The 18,164-nt window shown below is 74.1% G+C and carries 20 protein-coding genes; 10 read left to right on the top strand and 10 right to left on the bottom strand.

Features of this window, described 5'->3' with window-relative positions; all coding sequences use genetic code 11:
• Positions 1-84 precede the first annotated feature (84 nt).
• Both ACTWM8_RS20965 and ACTWM8_RS20960 read left to right on the top strand, forming a co-directional pair.
• Positions 85-744 carry an acVLRF1 family peptidyl-tRNA hydrolase gene (locus tag ACTWM8_RS20965; RefSeq protein ID WP_446210526.1) on the top strand — a complete coding sequence of 220 codons (660 nt, stop codon included), beginning with the start codon at positions 85-87 and terminating at the stop codon, positions 742-744.
• Positions 745-851: 107 nt separating this feature from the next.
• Entirely contained in the window at positions 852-1,538 is a 687-nt protein-coding gene (locus ACTWM8_RS20960; RefSeq protein ID WP_446210525.1) for a TMEM175 family protein, read from the top strand.
• Between the two features lie 114 nt (positions 1,539-1,652).
• Here ACTWM8_RS20960 and ypfJ read toward each other — a convergent pair whose 3' ends face one another.
• Positions 1,653-2,567, bottom strand: coding sequence for a KPN_02809 family neutral zinc metallopeptidase (gene ypfJ / locus ACTWM8_RS20955; RefSeq protein ID WP_446214618.1), 915 nt, complete (start codon positions 2,565-2,567; stop codon positions 1,653-1,655).
• 244 nt (positions 2,568-2,811) lie between these two features.
• Here ypfJ and ACTWM8_RS20950 point away from each other — a divergent pair, with 244 nt between their 5' ends.
• Complete coding sequence (locus ACTWM8_RS20950) at positions 2,812-4,416, top strand: ABC-F family ATP-binding cassette domain-containing protein (protein WP_446210524.1); 1,605 nt, start codon at positions 2,812-2,814, stop codon at positions 4,414-4,416.
• A gap of 23 nt (positions 4,417-4,439) precedes the next feature.
• On the opposite strand, the gene ACTWM8_RS20945 is transcribed toward ACTWM8_RS20950, so the two are convergent.
• A complete protein-coding gene (locus tag ACTWM8_RS20945; protein WP_446210523.1) occupies positions 4,440-5,042 on the bottom strand; it encodes a cadmium resistance transporter in 603 nt (200 codons plus the stop codon).
• Positions 5,043-5,252: 210 nt separating this feature from the next.
• Between ACTWM8_RS20945 and ACTWM8_RS20940 the strand changes: the two genes are divergently transcribed.
• From ACTWM8_RS20940 to ACTWM8_RS20930, 3 genes are all read left to right on the top strand, one after another.
• Positions 5,253-5,480, top strand: a complete 228-nt coding sequence (locus ACTWM8_RS20940; RefSeq protein ID WP_007462679.1) for a helix-turn-helix domain-containing protein — start codon at positions 5,253-5,255, stop codon at positions 5,478-5,480.
• A gap of 46 nt (positions 5,481-5,526) precedes the next feature.
• On the top strand, positions 5,527-6,294 hold the full coding sequence (locus tag ACTWM8_RS20935; RefSeq protein ID WP_154943602.1) for an enoyl-CoA hydratase/isomerase family protein: 768 nt from the start codon (positions 5,527-5,529) through the stop codon (positions 6,292-6,294).
• 114 nt (positions 6,295-6,408) lie between these two features.
• Complete coding sequence (locus tag ACTWM8_RS20930) at positions 6,409-8,388, top strand: ABC transporter ATP-binding protein (protein WP_446214617.1); 1,980 nt, start codon at positions 6,409-6,411, stop codon at positions 8,386-8,388.
• A 160-nt stretch (positions 8,389-8,548) separates the two neighbouring features.
• Here ACTWM8_RS20930 and ACTWM8_RS20925 read toward each other — a convergent pair whose 3' ends face one another.
• The 7 genes from ACTWM8_RS20925 to ACTWM8_RS20895 form a co-directional block, all read right to left on the bottom strand.
• Entirely contained in the window at positions 8,549-9,193 is a 645-nt protein-coding gene (locus ACTWM8_RS20925) for a dihydrofolate reductase family protein (RefSeq protein ID WP_446210522.1), read from the bottom strand.
• Between the two features lie 346 nt (positions 9,194-9,539).
• Entirely contained in the window at positions 9,540-10,061 is a 522-nt protein-coding gene (mug, locus tag ACTWM8_RS20920; protein ID WP_446214616.1) for a G/U mismatch-specific DNA glycosylase, read from the bottom strand.
• Between the two features lie 218 nt (positions 10,062-10,279).
• Positions 10,280-11,041 carry an SDR family oxidoreductase gene (locus tag ACTWM8_RS20915; RefSeq protein ID WP_446210521.1) on the bottom strand — a complete coding sequence of 254 codons (762 nt, stop codon included), beginning with the start codon at positions 11,039-11,041 and terminating at the stop codon, positions 10,280-10,282.
• A gap of 47 nt (positions 11,042-11,088) precedes the next feature.
• Complete coding sequence (locus tag ACTWM8_RS20910) at positions 11,089-11,574, bottom strand: hypothetical protein (RefSeq protein ID WP_446210520.1); 486 nt, start codon at positions 11,572-11,574, stop codon at positions 11,089-11,091.
• Positions 11,571-12,389, bottom strand: coding sequence for a DUF692 domain-containing protein (locus ACTWM8_RS20905; RefSeq protein ID WP_446210519.1), 819 nt, complete (start codon positions 12,387-12,389; stop codon positions 11,571-11,573). Before ACTWM8_RS20905 ends, ACTWM8_RS20910 begins: the two co-directional genes overlap by 4 nt.
• Positions 12,386-13,288 carry a TIGR04222 domain-containing membrane protein gene (locus ACTWM8_RS20900; protein WP_446214615.1) on the bottom strand — a complete coding sequence of 301 codons (903 nt, stop codon included), beginning with the start codon at positions 13,286-13,288 and terminating at the stop codon, positions 12,386-12,388. The genes ACTWM8_RS20905 and ACTWM8_RS20900 overlap by 4 nt, the downstream gene beginning before the upstream one ends.
• Before the next feature lie 107 nt (positions 13,289-13,395).
• Positions 13,396-13,968: a TetR/AcrR family transcriptional regulator gene (locus tag ACTWM8_RS20895; protein WP_446210518.1), complete on the bottom strand. Its 573-nt coding sequence runs from the start codon at positions 13,966-13,968 to the stop codon at positions 13,396-13,398.
• Between the two features lie 105 nt (positions 13,969-14,073).
• Here ACTWM8_RS20895 and ACTWM8_RS20890 point away from each other — a divergent pair, with 105 nt between their 5' ends.
• From ACTWM8_RS20890 to ACTWM8_RS20880, 3 genes are all read left to right on the top strand, one after another.
• Positions 14,074-14,946, top strand: a complete 873-nt coding sequence (locus ACTWM8_RS20890; RefSeq protein WP_446210517.1) for a carbon-nitrogen hydrolase family protein — start codon at positions 14,074-14,076, stop codon at positions 14,944-14,946.
• Between the two features lie 61 nt (positions 14,947-15,007).
• Complete coding sequence (locus ACTWM8_RS20885) at positions 15,008-15,652, top strand: HAD family hydrolase (protein ID WP_446210516.1); 645 nt, start codon at positions 15,008-15,010, stop codon at positions 15,650-15,652.
• A gap of 185 nt (positions 15,653-15,837) precedes the next feature.
• Positions 15,838-16,767, top strand: coding sequence for a serine protein kinase RIO (locus ACTWM8_RS20880; protein ID WP_446210515.1), 930 nt, complete (start codon positions 15,838-15,840; stop codon positions 16,765-16,767).
• An 82-nt stretch (positions 16,768-16,849) separates the two neighbouring features.
• Here ACTWM8_RS20880 and ACTWM8_RS20875 read toward each other — a convergent pair whose 3' ends face one another.
• Positions 16,850-17,098, bottom strand: a complete 249-nt coding sequence (locus ACTWM8_RS20875) for a DUF2630 family protein (RefSeq protein ID WP_179805745.1) — start codon at positions 17,096-17,098, stop codon at positions 16,850-16,852.
• Positions 17,099-17,181: 83 nt separating this feature from the next.
• On the opposite strand from ACTWM8_RS20875, the gene ACTWM8_RS20870 reads away from it, so the two are divergent.
• On the top strand, positions 17,182-18,102 hold the full coding sequence (locus tag ACTWM8_RS20870) for an N-acetyltransferase family protein (RefSeq protein ID WP_446210514.1): 921 nt from the start codon (positions 17,182-17,184) through the stop codon (positions 18,100-18,102).
• The last annotated feature ends 62 nt before the right edge of the window (positions 18,103-18,164 follow it).

The following is an 18,164-nucleotide window of genomic DNA, read 5'->3' as shown; positions in this document are numbered from 1 at the left end:
CCGGATGGTAAGCGTTCATCGATGCCGGTGAAAGCCCCGGAGTGGGGCGGTGCCCGTGGTCCGGCAATTCGGTACCGTTCGGCCATGACCAGTCGACCCGCAGCCGGGGGTGGCCGGTGGGTCGAGGTCGACCCGATCCGCGTCGCCCGCTGGGTCGAGGGCTTCGCCGACCGGCACGGCCCGCCCACCACCACCCGCACCGGGTACGGCCTGCTGCTCGCCGCCCCGGACGGCGCGACCGCCGAGCTGCACACCCCGCCCGGGGCGCCGCCCACCCGGGACGTACCCGAGTTCGTGGCTGCCGCGGCCGCGCCGCGCCGGATCGGCCTGCTGCTGGCCCGCAAGGGCGCGGTGGCGGTCGGCGTCGCGGTGGGGGAGGAGCTGGCGGTCTCCAAGGTGGACACCCGCTACGTGCAGGGCCGCACCGCCGCGGGCGGGTGGTCGCAGCAGCGCTTCGCCCGGCGGCGGGACAACCAGGCGAAGGCGGCCCTCGGCGACGCGGCCGAGCTGGCCGTACGGCTGCTGCTGCCGGAGGCGGCGACGCTGCGCGCGCTGGTCTGCGGCGGTGACCGGCGGGCCGTCGACACCGTGCTCGCCGACCGCCGGCTGGCCCCGCTCGCCGCGCTGCGGGCCGAGCGGCTGCTCGACGTCCCCGAGCCCCGGCACGCGGTGCTGGTCGCCGCGATCGCCGCGGCCCGCGCGGTGCGGATCCTGGTCCGCGACGCCGCACCCGACGCCGCCTGAACCGCTGCGGCCCGTCATCCCTCCGGCCCAGGGTTGTCAGCAACCCTGGGGGACCTGCTCGGTGTGGCATGACCAACTCGTTGCGTTCCGGCCGCTAGCCTGCGGCAATGGCCGCACGCGAGGGGGCCGTGCCGGCGGCGCAGGGCCCGACGACGACCGACACCGACCGGATGACGGCGTTCAGCGACGGGGTGTTCGCGATCGTCATCACCCTCCTGGTGCTGGAACTTCGCCCACCGGCGTACGAATCCGGTGGGCTGCTCGACGCTCTGCTGCACGAGAAGGCGGCCTACCTCGCCTTCGTCATCTCGTTCGTCTACATCGGTGTGCTCTGGCTGAACCACCACGCGCTGCTGCTACTGGTCGGCCGGACGGACCTCGCACTCAACTGGATCAACCTCGCCCTTCTGCTCGGCGCCGTGATCATCCCGTTTCCCACCGCGGTGCTCGCGTCGGCATTCGCCCATGCGGGCGCCGCCGACCAGCGGGTAGCGGTGGTCCTGTACGCCCTTTCCGCCGCGCTGATGTCGGTGCCCTGGCTGGCCTTCTTCGCCTACCTGGAACGCCACCCCGCACTGCTGGCACCCGACATCTCCACCGAGCACCTCCACGCCCAGCGGGCCCGCCCCATCACCGGCGTGATCCTCTACGGCAGCAGCGCGGCACTCGGCTGGTTCGTCAACCCCGTGGTGGGCCTGATCGGGATCATCGTCATGATCATCTATCACGCCGTCACGAGCCAGGGACTCAAGCGGCGCAGTCACCGGCGGCTGCCGGGTCGACGGCGAACCTGACTCGACCACCGCCGTTCCGGCCGGACGCGGCCGGAACCGGTGACCCGGAAACGCCACGGCGGCCGGTGGGTGGGGAACCCACCGGCCGCCGCCGGGCACCTCGGAGCGGGGCGGTCAGCGGCTGCCGCCGAAGGTGTCGCAGGACTTCGGGTCGCCGCTGTCGTAGCCACGGCTGAACCACTCCTTGCGCTGCGCGGAGGAGCCGTGGGTGAACTCCTCGGGGTTCACCGGGCGGTTCGCCCGCTCCGAGATGGCGTCGTCACCGATCTTCTCGGCGGTGTCGATCGCCTGCGCGATGTCCTGCTCGCTGACGCTCTTGAAGATCTTCTGGCCCTTCGCGTCGGCGGTGCCGGTGGCGTTCTTCGCCCAGGCGCCCGCGTAGCAGTCGGCCTGGAGCTCCAGCTTCACCGACAGCGCGTTGGCGTTGTCCGGGTCGCGCTGCTGCTGGCGGCGCATCTGCGCCTCGGTGCCGAGCAGGTCCTGCACGTGGTGGCCGTACTCGTGGGCCAGCACGTACGGCTGGGCGAACTCGCCCTCCGCGCCGAGCTGGTCGGCCAGCACCCGGTAGAAGGTCAGGTCGATGTAGACCAGGTCGTCGGCCGGGCAGTAGAACGGGCCCACGCCGGAGTCGGCCTGGCCGCAGCCGGTGTTCACGCCCTGGCTGAAGAAGACCGTCTTCGACGGCCGGTACTGCTCGCCGAACTTCTCCGGCAGCGCGGCCTGCCAGTACGCCTGGATCGAGTTGACGTACGCGGTGTTGCGGCAGTCCAGCTGCTGGAGCGCGTCGTCGGCGGAGCACTTCTGCTGCAGCGACGTGTTGTCGCCCTGCTCACCGCCGCCGCCGTTGGTCGCGGCGTTCAGCCCGAAGCCGCCGCCGACCAGCGCGACCAGTACGGCGATGATGATGCCGACGATCCCTCCGCGACCGCCGCCGATCGGGATGGGGATGCCCATCCCGCCGCCCCCGCCGGACCCTCGCCGATCGTCCACCTGACTGGTGTCGATCTGCGCGTTCTCGTTCAGCTCCATGTTGACCCCGATCACCGATTCATCACGTTTGGTGGTTGCGGTACCGGACCGGGTCCGGACGGCGTTTCGGTACCCGATGATCTTGCTCGGTAATCCGGACGGGGCGCGGAAGCCGGCCCGGTACACTTGCCTCGTGCTGCTCTGCGAAGGCTGAACCGCCCCGCGCCGACGGTCCATCGGGCCCGCCGGCCGTTTCGCGTGCCCTGAGTCAGCCCTTCCAGACCCCGAGAGCGAGTACCGGAAAATGATCACTGCCACCGGCCTGGAGCTGCGTGCCGGCGCCCGGATCCTGCTGTCCGACACCACCCTGCGCGTGCAGCCCGGTGACCGGATCGGCCTGGTGGGCCGCAACGGCGCCGGCAAGACCACCACGCTGAAGGTGCTGGCGGGGGAGGGGCAGCCGTACGCCGGCCAGATCGACCGGCGCAGCGCCATCGGCTACCTGCCGCAGGACCCGCGTACCGGCGACCTGGAGGTCACCGGGCGGGACCGGGTGCTCTCCGCCCGCGGGCTGGACGTGCTCATGGCCCAGATGACGGAGATCGAGGCCAAGCTCGCCGACGGCGCCGACGACAAGCTGGTCCGCCGCTACGGCGCGCTGGAGGACCAGTTCGCCTCCCTGGGCGGGTACGCCGCCGAGGCCGAGGCGGCCCGGATCTGCGCCAACCTCGGGCTGCCCGACCGGGCGCTCGCCCAGACCATCGGCACCCTCTCCGGCGGCCAGCGCCGCCGCATCGAGCTGGCCCGGATCCTGTTCCGTGACGCCGGCGAGAACGGCGGCGGCATCCTGCTGCTCGACGAGCCCACCAACCACCTCGACGCCGACTCGATCACCTGGTTGCGCAGCTTCCTCGCCAACCACAAGGGCGGCCTGATCGTCATCTCCCACGACGGCGCGCTGCTGGAGTCGGTGGTCAACAAGGTGTGGTTCCTCGACGCCACCCGCTCCGTGGTCGACGTCTACAACCTGGGCTGGAAGGCGTACCTGGAGGCGCGGGAGACCGACGAGCGCCGCCGCCGCCGCGAGCGGGCCAACGCCGAGAAGAAGGCCGGCGCCCTGATGGCCCAGGCCGACAAGATGCGGGCCAAGGCCACCAAGACCGTCGCCGCGCAGAACATGGCCCGCCGCGCCGAGAAGCTGATCTCCGGCCTGGAGGAGGTACGCGTCTCCGACAAGGTGGCGAAGGTGCGCTTCCCCACCCCGGCGCCGTGCGGCAAGACCCCGCTGACCGCGAGCGGCCTCTCCAAGTCGTACGGCTCGCTGGAGATCTTCACCGACGTGAACGTCGCGGTGGACCGTGGTTCCCGGGTCGCCATCCTCGGGCTCAACGGCGCCGGCAAGACCACCCTGCTGCGGATGCTCGGCGGCCTGCTCAAGCCGGACACCGGCGAGGTGCACGCCGGGCACGGCCTGCGGCTGGGCTACTACGCCCAGGAGCACGAGACCCTGGACGTCGAGCGGACCGTGCTGGAGAACATGCGGGCCGCCGCCATCGAGCAGTCCGACACCGACCTGCGCAAGATCCTCGGTGCGTTCCTCTTCTCCGGAGAGGACGTGAACAAGCCGGCCGGGGTGCTCTCCGGCGGCGAGAAGACCCGGCTCGCCCTCTCCACCCTCGTCTGTTCGGGGGCCAACGTGCTGCTGCTCGACGAGCCGACCAACAACCTCGACCCGGTCAGCCGGGAGCAGGTGCTCGACGCCATCGCCAACTACCCGGGCGCGATCGTGCTGGTCACCCACGACCCGGGCGCGGTGCTGGCGCTCAAGCCCGACCGCGCGATCCTGCTCCCCGACGGCGACGAGGACGCCTGGAGCGACGACCTGCTCGAACTGGTCGAACTGGCCTGACGGCCCGCGCCCGGCGGGAGGGCTCAGGTGGCCAGGTCGGCCAGGCGGGTCAGCACGCCGGAGGTGACCAGGATGACCAGGCCGACGCCGACGAAGATCGCCGGTACCAGCCAGTGGCCGGCCCGGCCGACCAGCCGGACCACCCGGGGATGCCCGCCGAGCAGGGCCGCGACCGCGCACCAGAGCGCCACCAGGGCGGCGAAGACCACCAGCCAGGCCAGCCCGGCCGCCGGCTCCAGGGAGCGGAACACCGGCACGTAGACGGCGATGTTGTCCGCGCCGTTGGCGATGGTCACGCCGGCCACCCCGAGCGCGCCGCCGACCACGGCCGGTGGCGCCTCGTCGTCGGTGCGCGCCAGCAGGGCCCGGATTCCGAGGCCGATCGGCAGCAGGCCGAGCAGGCCGGTCCACGGGTCGGGCACCACGAGCAGCCCCGCCGCGACCACCAGCGCGGTCGCGACCAGCGCGCCGATGCCCAGGTACTGGCCCGCCACGATCCGCCAGGGCCGGGGCCGGCCGGTGGCGCGGGCGGCCACGAAGAGCACGGTGAGCACGACGATGTCGTCCACGTTGGTCGCGGCGAACACCAGCGCCGCGCCGGCCGCGGCGGCGAGCAGGTCGGTCACGCCAGGCAGGGTACGGGGCGCGCGGCGGGCTCCGAACGGCCCAGGCACGCCCGTCCTGTGGGGCCGGTCGGAAGGATCACTCTATCGGGAAGCTGACATTGCATAGCGTGTCGGTTGGCGAAGAGTTGATATCTGGCGCATGATCGTTCGAGGCGGTCTAATAGGTGGGACCGTATCCGAACCGCACAGTCTGGGACGTGAGGAATCAGCATGGCAGCCACTGGCACAGCCACCAGCACTGAGAAGGGTCGCCGGATCGTCGGAGCCGAGCGTCAGACGCTCGCCAAGGACCTGGTAAAGCGGTACACCTCGGGTGAGAGCATCCGCGCGCTCGCGGCCTCGACCGGACGTTCCTACGGGTTCATCCACCGGGTGCTCACCGAGTCCGGCGTCCAGCTGCGGCAGCGCGGCGGCGCCCGGCGCCGCAAGAAGGCGTGACCCGCTCACCAGCGTCGTCCATCAGCGTCGTGTTCCGGGCCGTCCGGTGACCGCCGAGACGACCGGGGTGCGACTCGACTGCGACGGGCCGGTCGCGACGGTGACGTTGTGCCGGCCCGACGTGCTCAACGCGCAGACTCCGGCGATGTGGCGCGCGATGAGCGACTTCTCGCGGGATCTCCCCGGCGACGTACGGGTCGTCGTGGTGCGCGGCGAGGGGCGGTCCTTCTCCGCCGGCCTCGACCTGTCGGTGGCCGGCGCGTCCGGGCCGGGTTCGTTCGCCGAGCTGGCGACCCTGCCCGAGCAGGAGTGCGCCGACCGGATCGCCGAGTTCCAGGGCGGCTTCAGCTGGTTGCACCGCCCCGACGTGATCTCCGTGGCGGCCGTGCAGGGGCACGCCATCGGCGCCGGCTTCCAGTTGGCGCTCGCCTGCGACCTCCGGGTGCTCGCCGAGGACGCCAAGCTCTCCATGGCCGAGGTGACCCTGGGCCTGGTGCCCGACCTCGCCGGGACGAAGCGCCTCGTCGAGCTGGTCGGCTACTCGCGGGCCCTGGAGATCTGCGCTACCGGCCGGCGGATGGACGCCGCGGAGGCGGACCGGATCGGGCTGGCCACGCTGGTGGTGCCCACCGCGGATCTGGACGGCGCGGTACGGGACCTCACCGCCGGGCTGCTGGCCAACAACCGCGACGCGGTGGTCGAGATCAAGGCGTTGCTCGCCGGCGCGGCCGGCCGCTCGCACGCCGACCAGCAGCGCGCCGAGCGGGAGGCGCAGACCCGCCGCCTGCGCGACCTCGCCGGACGGGGAGAATAGTAAGGACCGTTCGGGAAGATCCGGGTTACTACTGAGGTTGTCGTAGTCGTCGGGAGAATCGAACCCGACGGTGCGCGCTGCCCCAGAGCCCGGAGGTGACCGATGTCCAACCCGATGTCCGGTGGGGGCATGGCCGGGTGGAGCATGCTCCGGTCGATGCGCAGCAGCGACGAGGTCTCCGCGCACCGGCTCAAGCGGGGCACCGCCCGGCGGATCGTCGCCTTCGCGGAGCCGTACCGGCGGGACATCGTCGTCTTCCTGGTCACGGTGGTGATCGCCGCGATCATCGGGGTGGCCACCCCGGTGCTGGCCGGAAAGGTCATCAACGCCATCACCCGGGGCGGCGCCGAGGCCGGGGCGATCGTGGTCCGGCTGGCGCTGGTGATCGCCGCGCTGGCGGTCGCCGACGCCCTCTTCTCCCTCGCCCAGCGGTGGTACTCCGCCCGCATCGGCGAGGGGATCATCCTCGACCTGCGCACCCGGGTCTACGACCACGTGCAGCGGATGCCGTTGCAGTTCTTCACCCGTACCCAGACCGGCGCCCTGGTCAGCCGGCTCAACAACGACGTGATGGGCGCCCAGCGGGCGTTCACCTCCACCCTCTCCGGGGTGGTCAGCAACGTCATCCAGCTGGTGCTGACCGCCGGGGTGATGTTCACCCTCTCCTGGCAGATCACCACGCTCTCGCTGATCCTGCTGCCGATCTTCATCATCCCGGCCCGGCGGGTCGGGAAGCGGCTGGCCGAGATCACCCGGGAGTCGTACAACCTCGACGCCAAGATGAACGCGACGATGACCGAGCGGTTCGGCGTGGCCGGGGCGCTGCTGGTCAAGCTCTTCGGCTCGCCCGAGATCGAGGCCCGCCGCTTCGCCGGCCGGGCCGAGCGGGTCCGCGACATCGGCATCCAGTCGGCCATGTACTCGCGGACGTTCTTCGTGGCGATGCTGCTGGTCGCCTCGCTGGCCCAGGCGCTGACCTACGGGCTCGGCGGCTGGCTCGCGGTCACCGGCGCGGTCAGCGCCGGCACCGTGGTCACCCTCGCGCTGCTGCTCACCCGCCTCTACGGCCCGCTGACCGCGCTGTCCAACGTCCGGGTGGACGTGATGAGCGCGCTGGTCTCCTTCGACCGGGTCTTCGAGGTGCTGGACCTGCGCCCCGGCATCGAGGAGAAGCCGGACGCGGTGCCGGTGCCGCGCGGCAACGGGCGGGTCGAGTTCCGCGACGTGCGGTTCCGCTACCCGGCCGCCGCCGAGGTGTCGCTGGCCTCGCTGGAGGAGGTCGCCACCCTGGACCGCACGGTCAACGAGCCGGTGCTCAAGGGCGTGTCGTTCACCGTCGAGCCGGGCCAGATGGTGGCCCTGGTCGGGCCCTCCGGCGCCGGCAAGTCGACGCTGTCCATGCTGATCTCCCGGATCTACGACGTCACCGACGGCAAGGTGCGCGTCGGCGGCGTGGACGTCCGCGACGCCACCCTCGCCTCGCTGCGCGACGAGATCGGCGTGGTCACCCAGGACTCGCACCTGTTCCACGAGACGATCGCCGAGAACCTGCGCTACGCCAAGCCGGACGCCACCGACGACGAGATCTGGGCGGCGCTGGCCGGCGCGCAGGTCGCCGACCTGGTCCGGGCGCTGCCCGAGGGGCTGGAGACGATGGTCGGTGAGCGCGGCTACCGCTTCTCCGGCGGCGAGAAGCAGCGCATCGCCATCGCCCGGCTACTGCTCAAGGCGCCGTCGATCGTGATCCTCGACGAGGCCACCGCCCACCTGGACTCGGAGAGCGAGGCCGCGGTGCAGCGAGCGCTGGCGGTCGCGCTGACCGGGCGTACCGCACTGGTCATCGCGCACCGGCTCTCCACCGTCCGCGACGCCGACCAGATCCTGGTCCTCGACGACGGCCGGATCGTGGAGCGGGGCCGGCACGAGGAGCTGGTCGCGGTCGGCGGGCTCTACGCCGAGCTGTACCGCACCCAGTTCGCGGTCGCCGACTCGCCGGCGCCGTACGCGGCGACGGAGCCCGAGCCGGTGATCACCACGGTGCCGCTGGGCACGTACGTCGCGCAGGAGGCGCTGCCGCCGGCGGCGGCCAACTAGCTGGGGCGACGGGGCCTGCCAGACCATTGCGTGGCGGCGGCGACCCTGTGGCGAGGCATTTCGTCACGGCGTCGGCACCTCGAACTGCCGAGGCCGTGACGGAATGCCGATCTGGCGGATTCACCGCCGACGACACGGACCCGCCTGGCGCGGGGCGGCTTCAGTCGTCGCGTCCGGCACCGCGATCGGGCGCGCTCATGTCCCCCGTCCCGGGCGTGCCATCGGCGAGCCCGTAGCGCAGGTACACGGTGCCCTTCGGACCGGCTACCGGCGGTTCGAGGAGTGTGACGTTCGTGGGCACCGCGCCACCGTCGAACACCTTCTTCCCGACGCCGAGCACGATCGGGTACACCCAGAGATCGAGACGGTCGAAGAGCTTCTCGCGCAGGAGGGTCTGCACCAGGTTCAGGCTCCCGACGACCTTCACGTGCTCGTGCCGGTCACGGATCTCGCGCACCGCGCCGGCCAGATCCGGGCCGAGCTGCGTGGACCCGGCCCACGAGAGGTCGGGCCGGCCGCGGGAGGCCACGTACTTGGGGACGCTGTTGAAGAGTGTGGCGATCTCGTTGTCCTGGCCGCCCTCCTGGTGCGGCCAGTAGGCGGCGAAGATGTCATACGTCCGCCGGCCGAGCAGGAGGGCGTCCGTGCCCTCGTACGCGGCACCGACCTGCGCCCCGGTGACCTCGTCCAGCAGGGGCGCCTGCCAGCCGCCGAACGGGAACCCCACCGGGTCCTCGTCGGGGCCGCCGGGCGCCTGCCCGACGAGGTCGAGGGTTGCGAACAGCTCGATGTGGATGAGGCCCATGCCTGACTCCCGATGAGTTGGTTGTCTCGGTCGGGAGGTAGACCTGTGGGCGCCGGCAGACTCGTCGCTGCGACGGCACCCAGCTTCGTACTTGTCCACCGCCTCGCCCGGTGCATCGGTCACCACCCCGTCCCGCGGTCAGCGTCCTTGCGACGCCCGGCAGCAGGGCCCGGCAGGTATGCCGTGCGCCTTGATCCAGGTCCGCACGTCCGATTCCTCGAACAGCACATGCCGACCGATCGTAAGCGCGCAGCACGGTGCCCTGCTTACGCCACCAGGCCGGGACGCCGCACCGGCACTCCCCACTCACGATAGATCACAGGCCGCATCCAAACTGGGCGGGCAACTAGCCGGCGACGGCCGCCCGCAGCTCCCCGAAGGCCGCCCCGAGCGTCTCCGGGGTGAAGTGCGCGTTCAGGCCGCTCGGGTTCGGCAGCACCCAGAGCCGGGCCCCGGCCAGCGTCTCCGGTTGCGGGCCGAAACCGGCCTTCGGCCGGGCGAACCCGATCCGGTACGCCGTCACCCCGACCACCGCCACCCAGGACGGCCGGTAGTGGGCGACCTTGCCGGTCAGGATCTCCGCCCCGGCCACCAGCTCCGCCGGGGTCAGCTCGTCGGCGCGGGCGCTGGCCCGGGCCACCATGTTGGTGATGCCCAGGCCGAGGCCGGGGAGCTGGTCCTGTTCGCTCGGGTGCAGTTGGCGCGGGGTGAAGCCGCCCCGGTGCAGCGCCGGCCAGAAACGGTTGCCGGGTCGGGCGAAGTGCCAGCCGGTGGCCGCCGACCAGAGCCCGGGGTTGATGCCGACGAAGAGCACGTCCAGCCCGGGCGCGATCAGGTCCGGGATGGTCCGGTCGGCCGCGGCCGCCAGCTCGTCCTTCGTCGGCCGTCCCGCACCGGAGGCCCCCCGCGTCGCGCCGGAGGCATCCCGCGTCGCATCGGACGCCCGTGGCGTCGCGCCGGCGGGCGGCCGGCCCGACGTTGGCCCCGGCCGGCGGCCGGACTGGGAGCCCCGTGGCCCGGACCCGGCCCGGGGAACCGACCGACCCGGCCGGGCACCGGCCGGGTCGTCGGAGCGGTCGGCGGGGCTCACAGGCCGCGCAGCGCGCCGCCGTCGACCGGCACGGTGATCCCGGTGACGTAGCTCGCGGCGGGGGAGAGCAGGAACGCGGCGACCCGCCCGAACTCCGCCGGGTCACCGATCCGGCGCAGCGGGATGCCGGCCTCCGCCTCGGCCCGGGCCGCCTCGGCGTCCCCGGTGGCGGCGAAGAGTTCCCGGTTGCGGTCGGTCATGATCCGTCCGGGCAGCAGGCCGAGTACCCGCACGCCGCGCGGGCCGTACTCGTCGGCCATGTCCTTGGCCACCCCGGCCAGGCCGGGGCGCAGGCCGTTGGAGATGCCGAGGCCCGGCACCGGGCCGCGGGCCGAGGTGGAGAGCACCAGCCCGATCGCGCCGCCGTCGGTGAGCGCGCCGGCCACCGTACGGGCGGCGCGGACGCTGCCGAGGAAGACCGTCTCGAAGGACTGCCGCCACTGCTCGTCGGTCGCCTGGGCGGCGGTGCCGCGGGGCGGGCCGCCGACCGAGACCAGCGCGCCGTCCAGCCGGCCGAAGTGCTCCCGCGCCGCCACCACGAGCCGCTGCGGCGTCTCCGGATCGGCCAGGTCGGCGGTGAGCCCGATGGCGTGCCGGGGACCGCCGAGCCGCTCGACGGCCTCGGCGACGCGCTCCGGGGCACGGGCCGAGAGGACCACCCGCGCGCCGTCGGCGACGAGGCACTCGGCGGTGGCGAAGCCCAGGCCCCGGGAGGCGCCGGTCAGCACGTACACCCGGTCGGTGAGTCCGAGATCCATACCGCCGATCCTGCCGTACCCGCCCACCGGACGCACCGGGTGGGCGGTCAGCGCCGGGCGGGGCGCAGCAGGCGTACCCGACCGGCGAGCTGCACCGCGACGGCGCCGCCGGCGCGGGCGACGGCCGGCAGCCGGCGAGGTCGCGGCGGGTGGTGCCCGTCGTAGCGGCTGCCCGCCTCGCGGGCGACCAGCTCCTCCGCGCCGAGCGGGGGCAGCGTGCCCCGCTCGCGCAGCGTCCGGGCCAGGTCCCAGCCGTCGCGCAGGGAGCCGTTGGTGGGGCGGTCGGCCGCCCACTCGCGGAAGGTGTCCCACCAGGCGTCGCCGAGTGCGGCGGCGAGCAGCGGCCAGTGCCGGGCCACCTCGCCGGCCCGCTTGCCGAGCAGCGCGACCCGGGCGGCCCGCACCGGCCCGGGCGCGAAGCCGGCCGGGAGCGGCGCCCCGGCGACCAGCGCCGCCACCAGCGCCGCCTGCCGGGCACCCAGTTCGCCGCCCGGCGCTCCGCCGGGCGGACCGGGGACCGTCCGGTCGCTCACGTGACCACCGGGAATCCGGAGGCGGCGGCGAGCGCGTCCAGCTCGGCCCGCAGGGCGGGCGCGGGCGGGTAGTGCCCGTCGCGTTCCAGTAGCAGCGCCGGGGGGCGGCGGCGGGCGCAGAGCGCGCCGACCAGGTCGAGCACCTCCGGGGGCGCCGGGTCGGTGTGCGTGTCGTGGTAGAAGCCGCCCCGCTCGGCACCGCCGGCCACGTGCACGTAGGCGACCCGGTCCAGCGGGAGCCGGTCGAGCAGGGCGAGCGGGTCGCCGCCCCGGTTGCGGGCGTTGGCGTGCACGTTGGCGACGTCGAGCAGCAGTGTCGCCCCGGTGGCGTCCAGGATCTCGGTGAGGAAGTCCGCCTCGTCGAGCTCGTCGTCGGGCCAGTCGAAGAGCGCGGCGATCGGCTCCAGGGCGATCGGCACCGGCAGCTCCGCCTGCGCCCGCCGGACGTTGGCCACCACCGCGGCCACCGCCTCCCGGGTGCGCGGCAGCGGCAGCAGGTGGCCGGCCTCCAGGCCGCCGGCCCGGACGAACGCGATGTGCTCGCTGACCAGCGGCGCGTCGAGGAGTTCGGCGACCCGGGCCAGGTGGGTCACCCGGGCCGGGTCGACCGGTTCCGCGCCGCCGAGGGAGAGCCGCACCCCGTGCGGTACGACCGTGACGTCGCGCCCGCGCAGTGCGGCGAGCCCCGGCGGGAGCGGGCCGGCCGACGGGACCGATTCGGCCACCAGCTCGACGAAGCGCAGCCCGGGCAGCTCGGCGACGAATCCGGCGATCTCCGGCCGCCAGCCGATGCCCACCCCGCTCGGACCGGTCATCCGCCGCACCCACCGCCGCCGCCGCAGCCGCCACCGCCGCCGCAGGAGCTGCCGCCGCCGCTGCAGGAGCTGGCGCCGCTGCAGGAGCTGCCGCCGGTGCCAATGCTGCTGTTCAGCGCCTGCCGCTGGATCTCCGCCTGCTCGGCGAAGCCCGGGTCCAGGGCCCAGAGCGAGGCGGTGCCGAACAGCGCGACCCCCATGGCCGCCCCGGCCGCGCCGTAGGTCGCGTAGGCGGGTGCGGACGCGGGGGAGAGGTGGATGTTGCTCCGGCGCAGCTCGCGCAGCGCGGCGTCGGCCGCCCGGGTCCGCCACGGTACCCGGGAGAGCAGCACCAGCGGGACGATCAGGGCGAGGACGGCGAGCAGCAGGAAGCCGACCGGTCGGTCGTTGGCCAGCCCGGCGGCGATCCGGGCCGCGCCGAGCGCCATCAGGGCGAGCACCAGCCACGCGCCGCGCCGCGCCGCGGTGCGCTGCTCGGGCTGCAGCGCCAGGCCCTGCCGCTGCAGGCCCTCGCGCAGCTCGGTGAGGGCGCGGGACACCCGCTGGTCGCGGGCCAGTTCCCGGGTGTGCAGGTGGTTGCGGGCGGCGTGGTGAACCGCCTGGTCCAGCGGGGTGACGCCGCTGGGCAGGGGGCCGCCGGTGGTCAGGCGCCGGTCGGGACCCACCCCGACCGCGCTGCAGCCGCGCAGGCCGCCCAGCGCCGTCCAGATCGCGAGCTGGTCGCCGCCGTTGAGGTACGCGACCTGGTGCGGCCCGAGCTGGCCGGTCCCGGCTGCCGGCTGCCCGGCGAGGATCCGGGACCGGTACACGATCGAGCCGACGACGACCACCAGGGCCGCCAGCAGATAGAACCGGAGGAACGTCGGGCCGGAAACGCCCCAGGTGTCGGCCGCCAGCATCATGGCTCTGCTCCTGTCACGCGAGGGGATCGCGGCTTCATTGTGGAGCAGGGCCGCCACGCGCCGACCGCCGTGCAGGCCGAGTTACCAAGCCGAGACGTCCGCGGTCAGCGCCGGCGCACGGCCTCCTCGACCAGGTCGAGCACGGGGCCCAGGTCGCCGGCCGGCCGGCCCATCGCCAGGTGCAGCACCAGGCCGTCGTACGCCAGCTCCAGGAACTGGGCCAGCACGTCGATCGGGACGTCCTCGCGCAGCACCCCGGCCTCCCGCTGCCGGACCAGCCGGTCCCGGGTGGCCTCGGCGATGGCGGCCGAGCGCTCGGCCCAGCGCCGGGCGAACGCCGGGTCGGTGCGCAGCCGGCGGGAGACCTCCAGCTGGCTGCCCAGCCAGCCGGTGGTGTCGGGGGAGACCGCCCGGGCCAGCAGGTCCCGCATGACCTGGACGAGGCCGTTGCGGGCCACGGTCTCCACCATGGCCGCCGCGTCGTCCTCGGCCACGGCGAGGAAGAGCGAGTCCTTGTCGCGGAAGTGGTGGAAGATGGCGCCGCGGGACAGCCGGGTGGCCTCCTCCAGCCGGCGCACGGTGGCTCCCTCGTAGCCGTGCCGGGCGAAACAGGCCCGCGCCGCGGCGAGGATCTCCTGTCGGCGCGCGTCGAGCTGGTCCTGACTTACTCTGGGCACGGGTCGATCGTCCCAGCTGACCCTGCGTTACGCAAACCGTACGTACGGCTTGGGATCTTGCGTGGTCGGCCGGGCCGGCCGCGGCGATCCGGTTAGGATCGGCGGGTGCCGACGCCCCCGGTCGCCTCCGCCCCCCTTCCGTCCGCCCCGCTGACCGTCGCCGCCGTGCAGGCCGACCCGGTCCCCGGCGACGTGCCCGGCAACGCGCGGGCCGCCGCCCGCCTGGCCGCTCGGGCCGCCGGTGACGGCGCGCGGGTCGCCGTGCTGCCGGAGCTGTTCCTGCCGGCGTACCATCCGCCGACGCTGGCCGCCGATCCGGCCGGCACGGACGTGGCCGCGACCGGCGACGGCGCGGTCGACGACCCCCGGCTCGACCCGCTGCGGGCCGCCGCCCGCGACGGCCGGATCACCGTGATCGTCGGCGCCGCGGTCCGCCACCCGGACGGCCGCCGGACCATCTCCGCCCTGGTCGCCGACCCGACCGGCGCGATCCGGGTCGGGTACGACAAGCAGCAGCTCTGGGGCGGCGAGCGGGAGCTGTTCGATGCCGGCCGGCGGGGCGCCACCCTGCTGATCGACGACTGGCGGCTCGGGCTGGGCATCTGCTACGACGGGTGCTTCCCGGAGCACGCCCGGGCCGCCGCGGCCGACGGCGCGCACGGCTACCTCTGCCCGAGCGGCTACCTCGCCGGGTCGGCGCACCGGCGCGACCTCTACTACGCCGCCCGGGCCCTGGACAACACCATGTACGTCGTCTTCGCCAACGCCGTCGGGGGCGCCGACCCGTGGCGGTTCAACGGTGGCGCGGCGGTCTACGACCCGGAGGGGCGGCCGCTGGTGCGCGGCGCCGACGACGGCGAGGCCGTGCTGATCGCCACCCTGGACCCGGCCGCCCTGGCGGCCACCCGCTCGGCCCACTCGATGCTCGCCGACCGGCCCGCCGACCAGGGGCTCCCCCGAACGGCGCTGCCGGCCTGACGGAACGTCGCCGACCGCCCGGCCCTGTCGACGGCGACCCTCTCTCCCGTAAGGTGCCCGCGTGCCGCTGCTCCTGCTCGATCTGGACAACACCCTGCTCGACCGGACGGGTCCGTTCCGCGCCTGGGGTGAGCGGTTCCTGGACAGCATCGGCGCGCCCCACGCCGACATCGACTGGCTGCTCTCCATCGACGCCGACGGGCTCACCGACCGGTGGGACGTCGCCGACGCCATCCGCGACCGGTACGCGCTGCGCATCCCCTCCATCGACCTGGTCGAGGAGCTGCACGACGGGGTGGTGGCCAACACCCGCCTCGACCCGCTGGTCGCCTGCGCGCTGCGGATCGCCGACGACGCCGGCTGGGTGCCGGTGGTGGTCACCAACGGCTCGGTCCGCCAGCAGGACGCCAAGATCCGGCGGACCGGGCTGGACCGGTACGTCGCCGACTGGGTGATCTCGGAGGAGGCCGGGGTCAGCAAGCCCAATCCGCGGATCTTCGCGCTGGCCGCCCAGCGGGCCCGGATGCCGCTGCGCGGGGCGTGGGTGGTGGGGGACAGCCCGGAGGCGGACATCGGCGGGGCCGCCGCCGTCGGCCTGCCCAGCGTCTGGCTGCACCGGGGGCGTACCTGGCCGGACAACCGGTTCGCCCCAACCCGCACCGTCGACTCGCTGATCGCGGCCGTCGCCACGGTGCTCGCCGCCTGAGGCCCGAGCGTCCCGGGCGGGGTCCGGTAATTCGGTTGCCGCCGGATCGGGCGTCGGTGAGCATGGGGCCGCGCGGGTGCGCAGCCGGGTCGAGCCCGGTCGAGGAGAAGGAGGTCGGTCATGGCCGTCTTTGCAGGGTCGTTCCACCTGCCTCCATCAGCCTCGATCAAGGGATCACCACTTCCGTGCGCGAACACGACCTCCCGGCGCCGCAGCGCCGTGGCCGCGGCAAGAGCCGCTTCGACGACGACGAACCACACTTCCTGAAGCACGGCCGGCACGTCGAGCCGGCCCTCGTCGAGCCCGACGACGAGCCCGAGCCCGAGGACCGCTGGTCCTCCTGGGACGAGGCCGTCCACGGCCCCGAACCCCACCCCGAGTGGCTGGTCACCGAGCTGGCCGCCCGGGACACCGAGCTCGGTGTGCTCAAGACCGGCAAGGAGGCGGACGTCCACCTCGTCCGCCGCGCGGTGCCGGACACCGACCGGTCCTGCCTGCTGGCCGTCAAGCGCTACCGGGACGCCCAGCACCGGCTTTTCCACCGCGATGCCGGCTACCTGGAGGGGCGCCGGGTGCGGCGGTCCCGGGAGAACCGGGCGATGGCCGGGCGTACCGCGTTCGGCCGGCAGATGATCGCCGGGCAGTGGGCCGCGGCCGAGTTCGCCGCCCTCAGCCGGCTCTGGGAGATCGGCGTGGACTCCGGGCGGATCGCCGTGCCCTACCCGGTCCAGTTGATCGGCACCGAGCTGATGCTGGAGTTCGTCGGCGACGCCGACGAGGGCGCGGCGGCGCCCCGGCTGGCCCAGCTGCGCCCCGAGGCGGGCGAGCTGCGCTCGCTCTGGGAGCAGATGGTGGACGCGCTGGTCGTGCTGGCCCGCGCCGGGTACGCCCACGGCGACCTGTCGCCGTACAACCTGCTGGTGCACCGGGGGCGCCTCGTCATGATCGACCTGCCGCAGGTGGTCGACGTGGTGGCCAACCCGCAGGGGCCGGAGTTCCTGGCCCGGGACGTGAAGGTGGTGGGCGCCTGGTTCGCCGCGCGGGGGCTGCCGGCGGCCGAGGTCGACCCGGCCGAGCTGACCGGTCTGCTGCTGCACGAGGCGGGCATCCGCTGATCCGGGTACGCCCCGGACGGTCCGGTGACCGTCCGGGGCGTCGCCGCCTCGTCCGCCGGGCGTCGCCGCCCGGCGGGCCGCTCTACTGGAGGTAGCGCTCGACCTCCGGGATCGGGCGCTCGCCCTGGGCTTCCGGGTCACCGTGCGCCTGCCGGGCCGCCCGGCGGCGGCGCAGCAGGTCCCAGCACTGGTCCAGGGACTCCTCCAACGCGCGCAGCCGCTCGCGCGCCTCGTCGTCGGTGCCGGACTCGTTGGCCTGCGCCGCGGAGCGCAGCCGGTGCTCCTCGTCGACGAGTTCCGAGATCCGGTTCAGGATGGTGGTGTCGTCCATGCCCTGAGCCTGGCACAGGGCGCCCCGGCGCGCCCGGATTCGCACCCCCCGGACGGCGCCGCGTCGGGGTAGGTTCCCCCACCATGGCCCCTGTCGTACGCCCGCTGCGACCCGCCGACGTGCCGGCGGTCGCCGAGGTGCTGGCCGCCGCCGCGCCGTACCAGATGATCACCGAGGAGTGGCTGGGTTGGCGCCTCACCGGCGCGCCGGCCGCCGAGCGGTTCGGCGTGCTGGTCGCCGAGAGCGCCGGGAGAGTGGTCGGCGCGGCGCGGACCGGGCTGCTGCACGAGAGCGCGGATCCGGGGCTGGGCTTCGCCAACCTCTCGGTGCACCCGCAGTGGCGCGGCGGGGGTGCGGGCACCGCCCTGCTCGTCGCCGCCGAGCGGCGGCTCGCGGGGCTGGGGGCGCTGGCCGCGTACGCGACGGTGGCCGACGACCCGGCCAGCACCGGCTTCGCCGAGCGGCGCGGCTACCGGCGCGGCCGGCGGGCCGAGTTCCTGCTGCTGGACCTGGCCGAGGCGGAACTGCCCCCGGCCCCGGCGCTGCCGGTCGGGGTGCGGCTGCTCGCCGCGGCCGAACTGCCCGACCCGCACCCGCTCTACCTGGCCGACCTCGACGCCTCCCGGGACGAGCCGGGCGAGGTGACGATGGATGAGATCAGCTACACCGACTGGCGGACCGCCTACTGGGAGCGCCCCGACCTGGACCGGGACCTGACCACGGTGGCCGTCCGGGACGGGGGGGTGCTCGCGTTCGGTTTCGCGCTGACCGACGGCCGGACCCGCTACCGGTCGGGGATGACCGGCACCCGGCGCGGGCACCGGGGCCGGGGGCTGGCCCGCGCGGTCAAGCACCGCTCGCTGAGCCGGGCCCGGGCAGCCGGGCTGCGGTACGCGTACACCAGCAACGACGCCGGTAATGTGCCGATGCTCACGCTGAACCGCGGATTAGGCTACCGGCCGGTGGCTGCGGAGTGGCGCTACCTGCGCGATCTGTCGGGCTAGCGTCCGGAAGCGACCGTGCACAGTGGACGACCTTAGTTGACTGTGAGAATTTCTCCGGACGC

This window comes from Micromonospora sp. IBSANI012, from assembly GCF_052814045.1.
The sequence above is the reverse complement of the archived record's forward strand: the minus strand, read 5'-3'. Positions and strand labels throughout refer to the sequence as shown.

Coding starts and splice junctions, on each gene's coding strand:
- ACTWM8_RS20870 (WP_446210514.1), top strand. CDS start 17,182: ATGGCCCCTGTCGTACGCCCGCTGCGACCCGCCGACGTGCCGGCGGTC.
- ypfJ (WP_446214618.1), bottom strand. CDS start 2,567: ATGGAGCTGAACGAGAACGCGCAGATCGACACCAGTCAGGTGGACGAT.
- ACTWM8_RS20960 (WP_446210525.1), top strand. CDS start 852: ATGGCCGCACGCGAGGGGGCCGTGCCGGCGGCGCAGGGCCCGACGACG.
- ACTWM8_RS20925 (WP_446210522.1), bottom strand. CDS start 9,193: ATGGGCCTCATCCACATCGAGCTGTTCGCAACCCTCGACCTCGTCGGG.
- ACTWM8_RS20905 (WP_446210519.1), bottom strand. CDS start 12,389: ATGACCGGTCCGAGCGGGGTGGGCATCGGCTGGCGGCCGGAGATCGCC.
- ACTWM8_RS20950 (WP_446210524.1), top strand. CDS start 2,812: ATGATCACTGCCACCGGCCTGGAGCTGCGTGCCGGCGCCCGGATCCTG.
- ACTWM8_RS20965 (WP_446210526.1), top strand. CDS start 85: ATGACCAGTCGACCCGCAGCCGGGGGTGGCCGGTGGGTCGAGGTCGAC.
- ACTWM8_RS20930 (WP_446214617.1), top strand. CDS start 6,409: ATGTCCGGTGGGGGCATGGCCGGGTGGAGCATGCTCCGGTCGATGCGC.
- ACTWM8_RS20940 (WP_007462679.1), top strand. CDS start 5,253: ATGGCAGCCACTGGCACAGCCACCAGCACTGAGAAGGGTCGCCGGATC.
- ACTWM8_RS20900 (WP_446214615.1), bottom strand. CDS start 13,288: ATGCTGGCGGCCGACACCTGGGGCGTTTCCGGCCCGACGTTCCTCCGG.
- ACTWM8_RS20915 (WP_446210521.1), bottom strand. CDS start 11,041: ATGGATCTCGGACTCACCGACCGGGTGTACGTGCTGACCGGCGCCTCC.
- ACTWM8_RS20875 (WP_179805745.1), bottom strand. CDS start 17,098: ATGGACGACACCACCATCCTGAACCGGATCTCGGAACTCGTCGACGAG.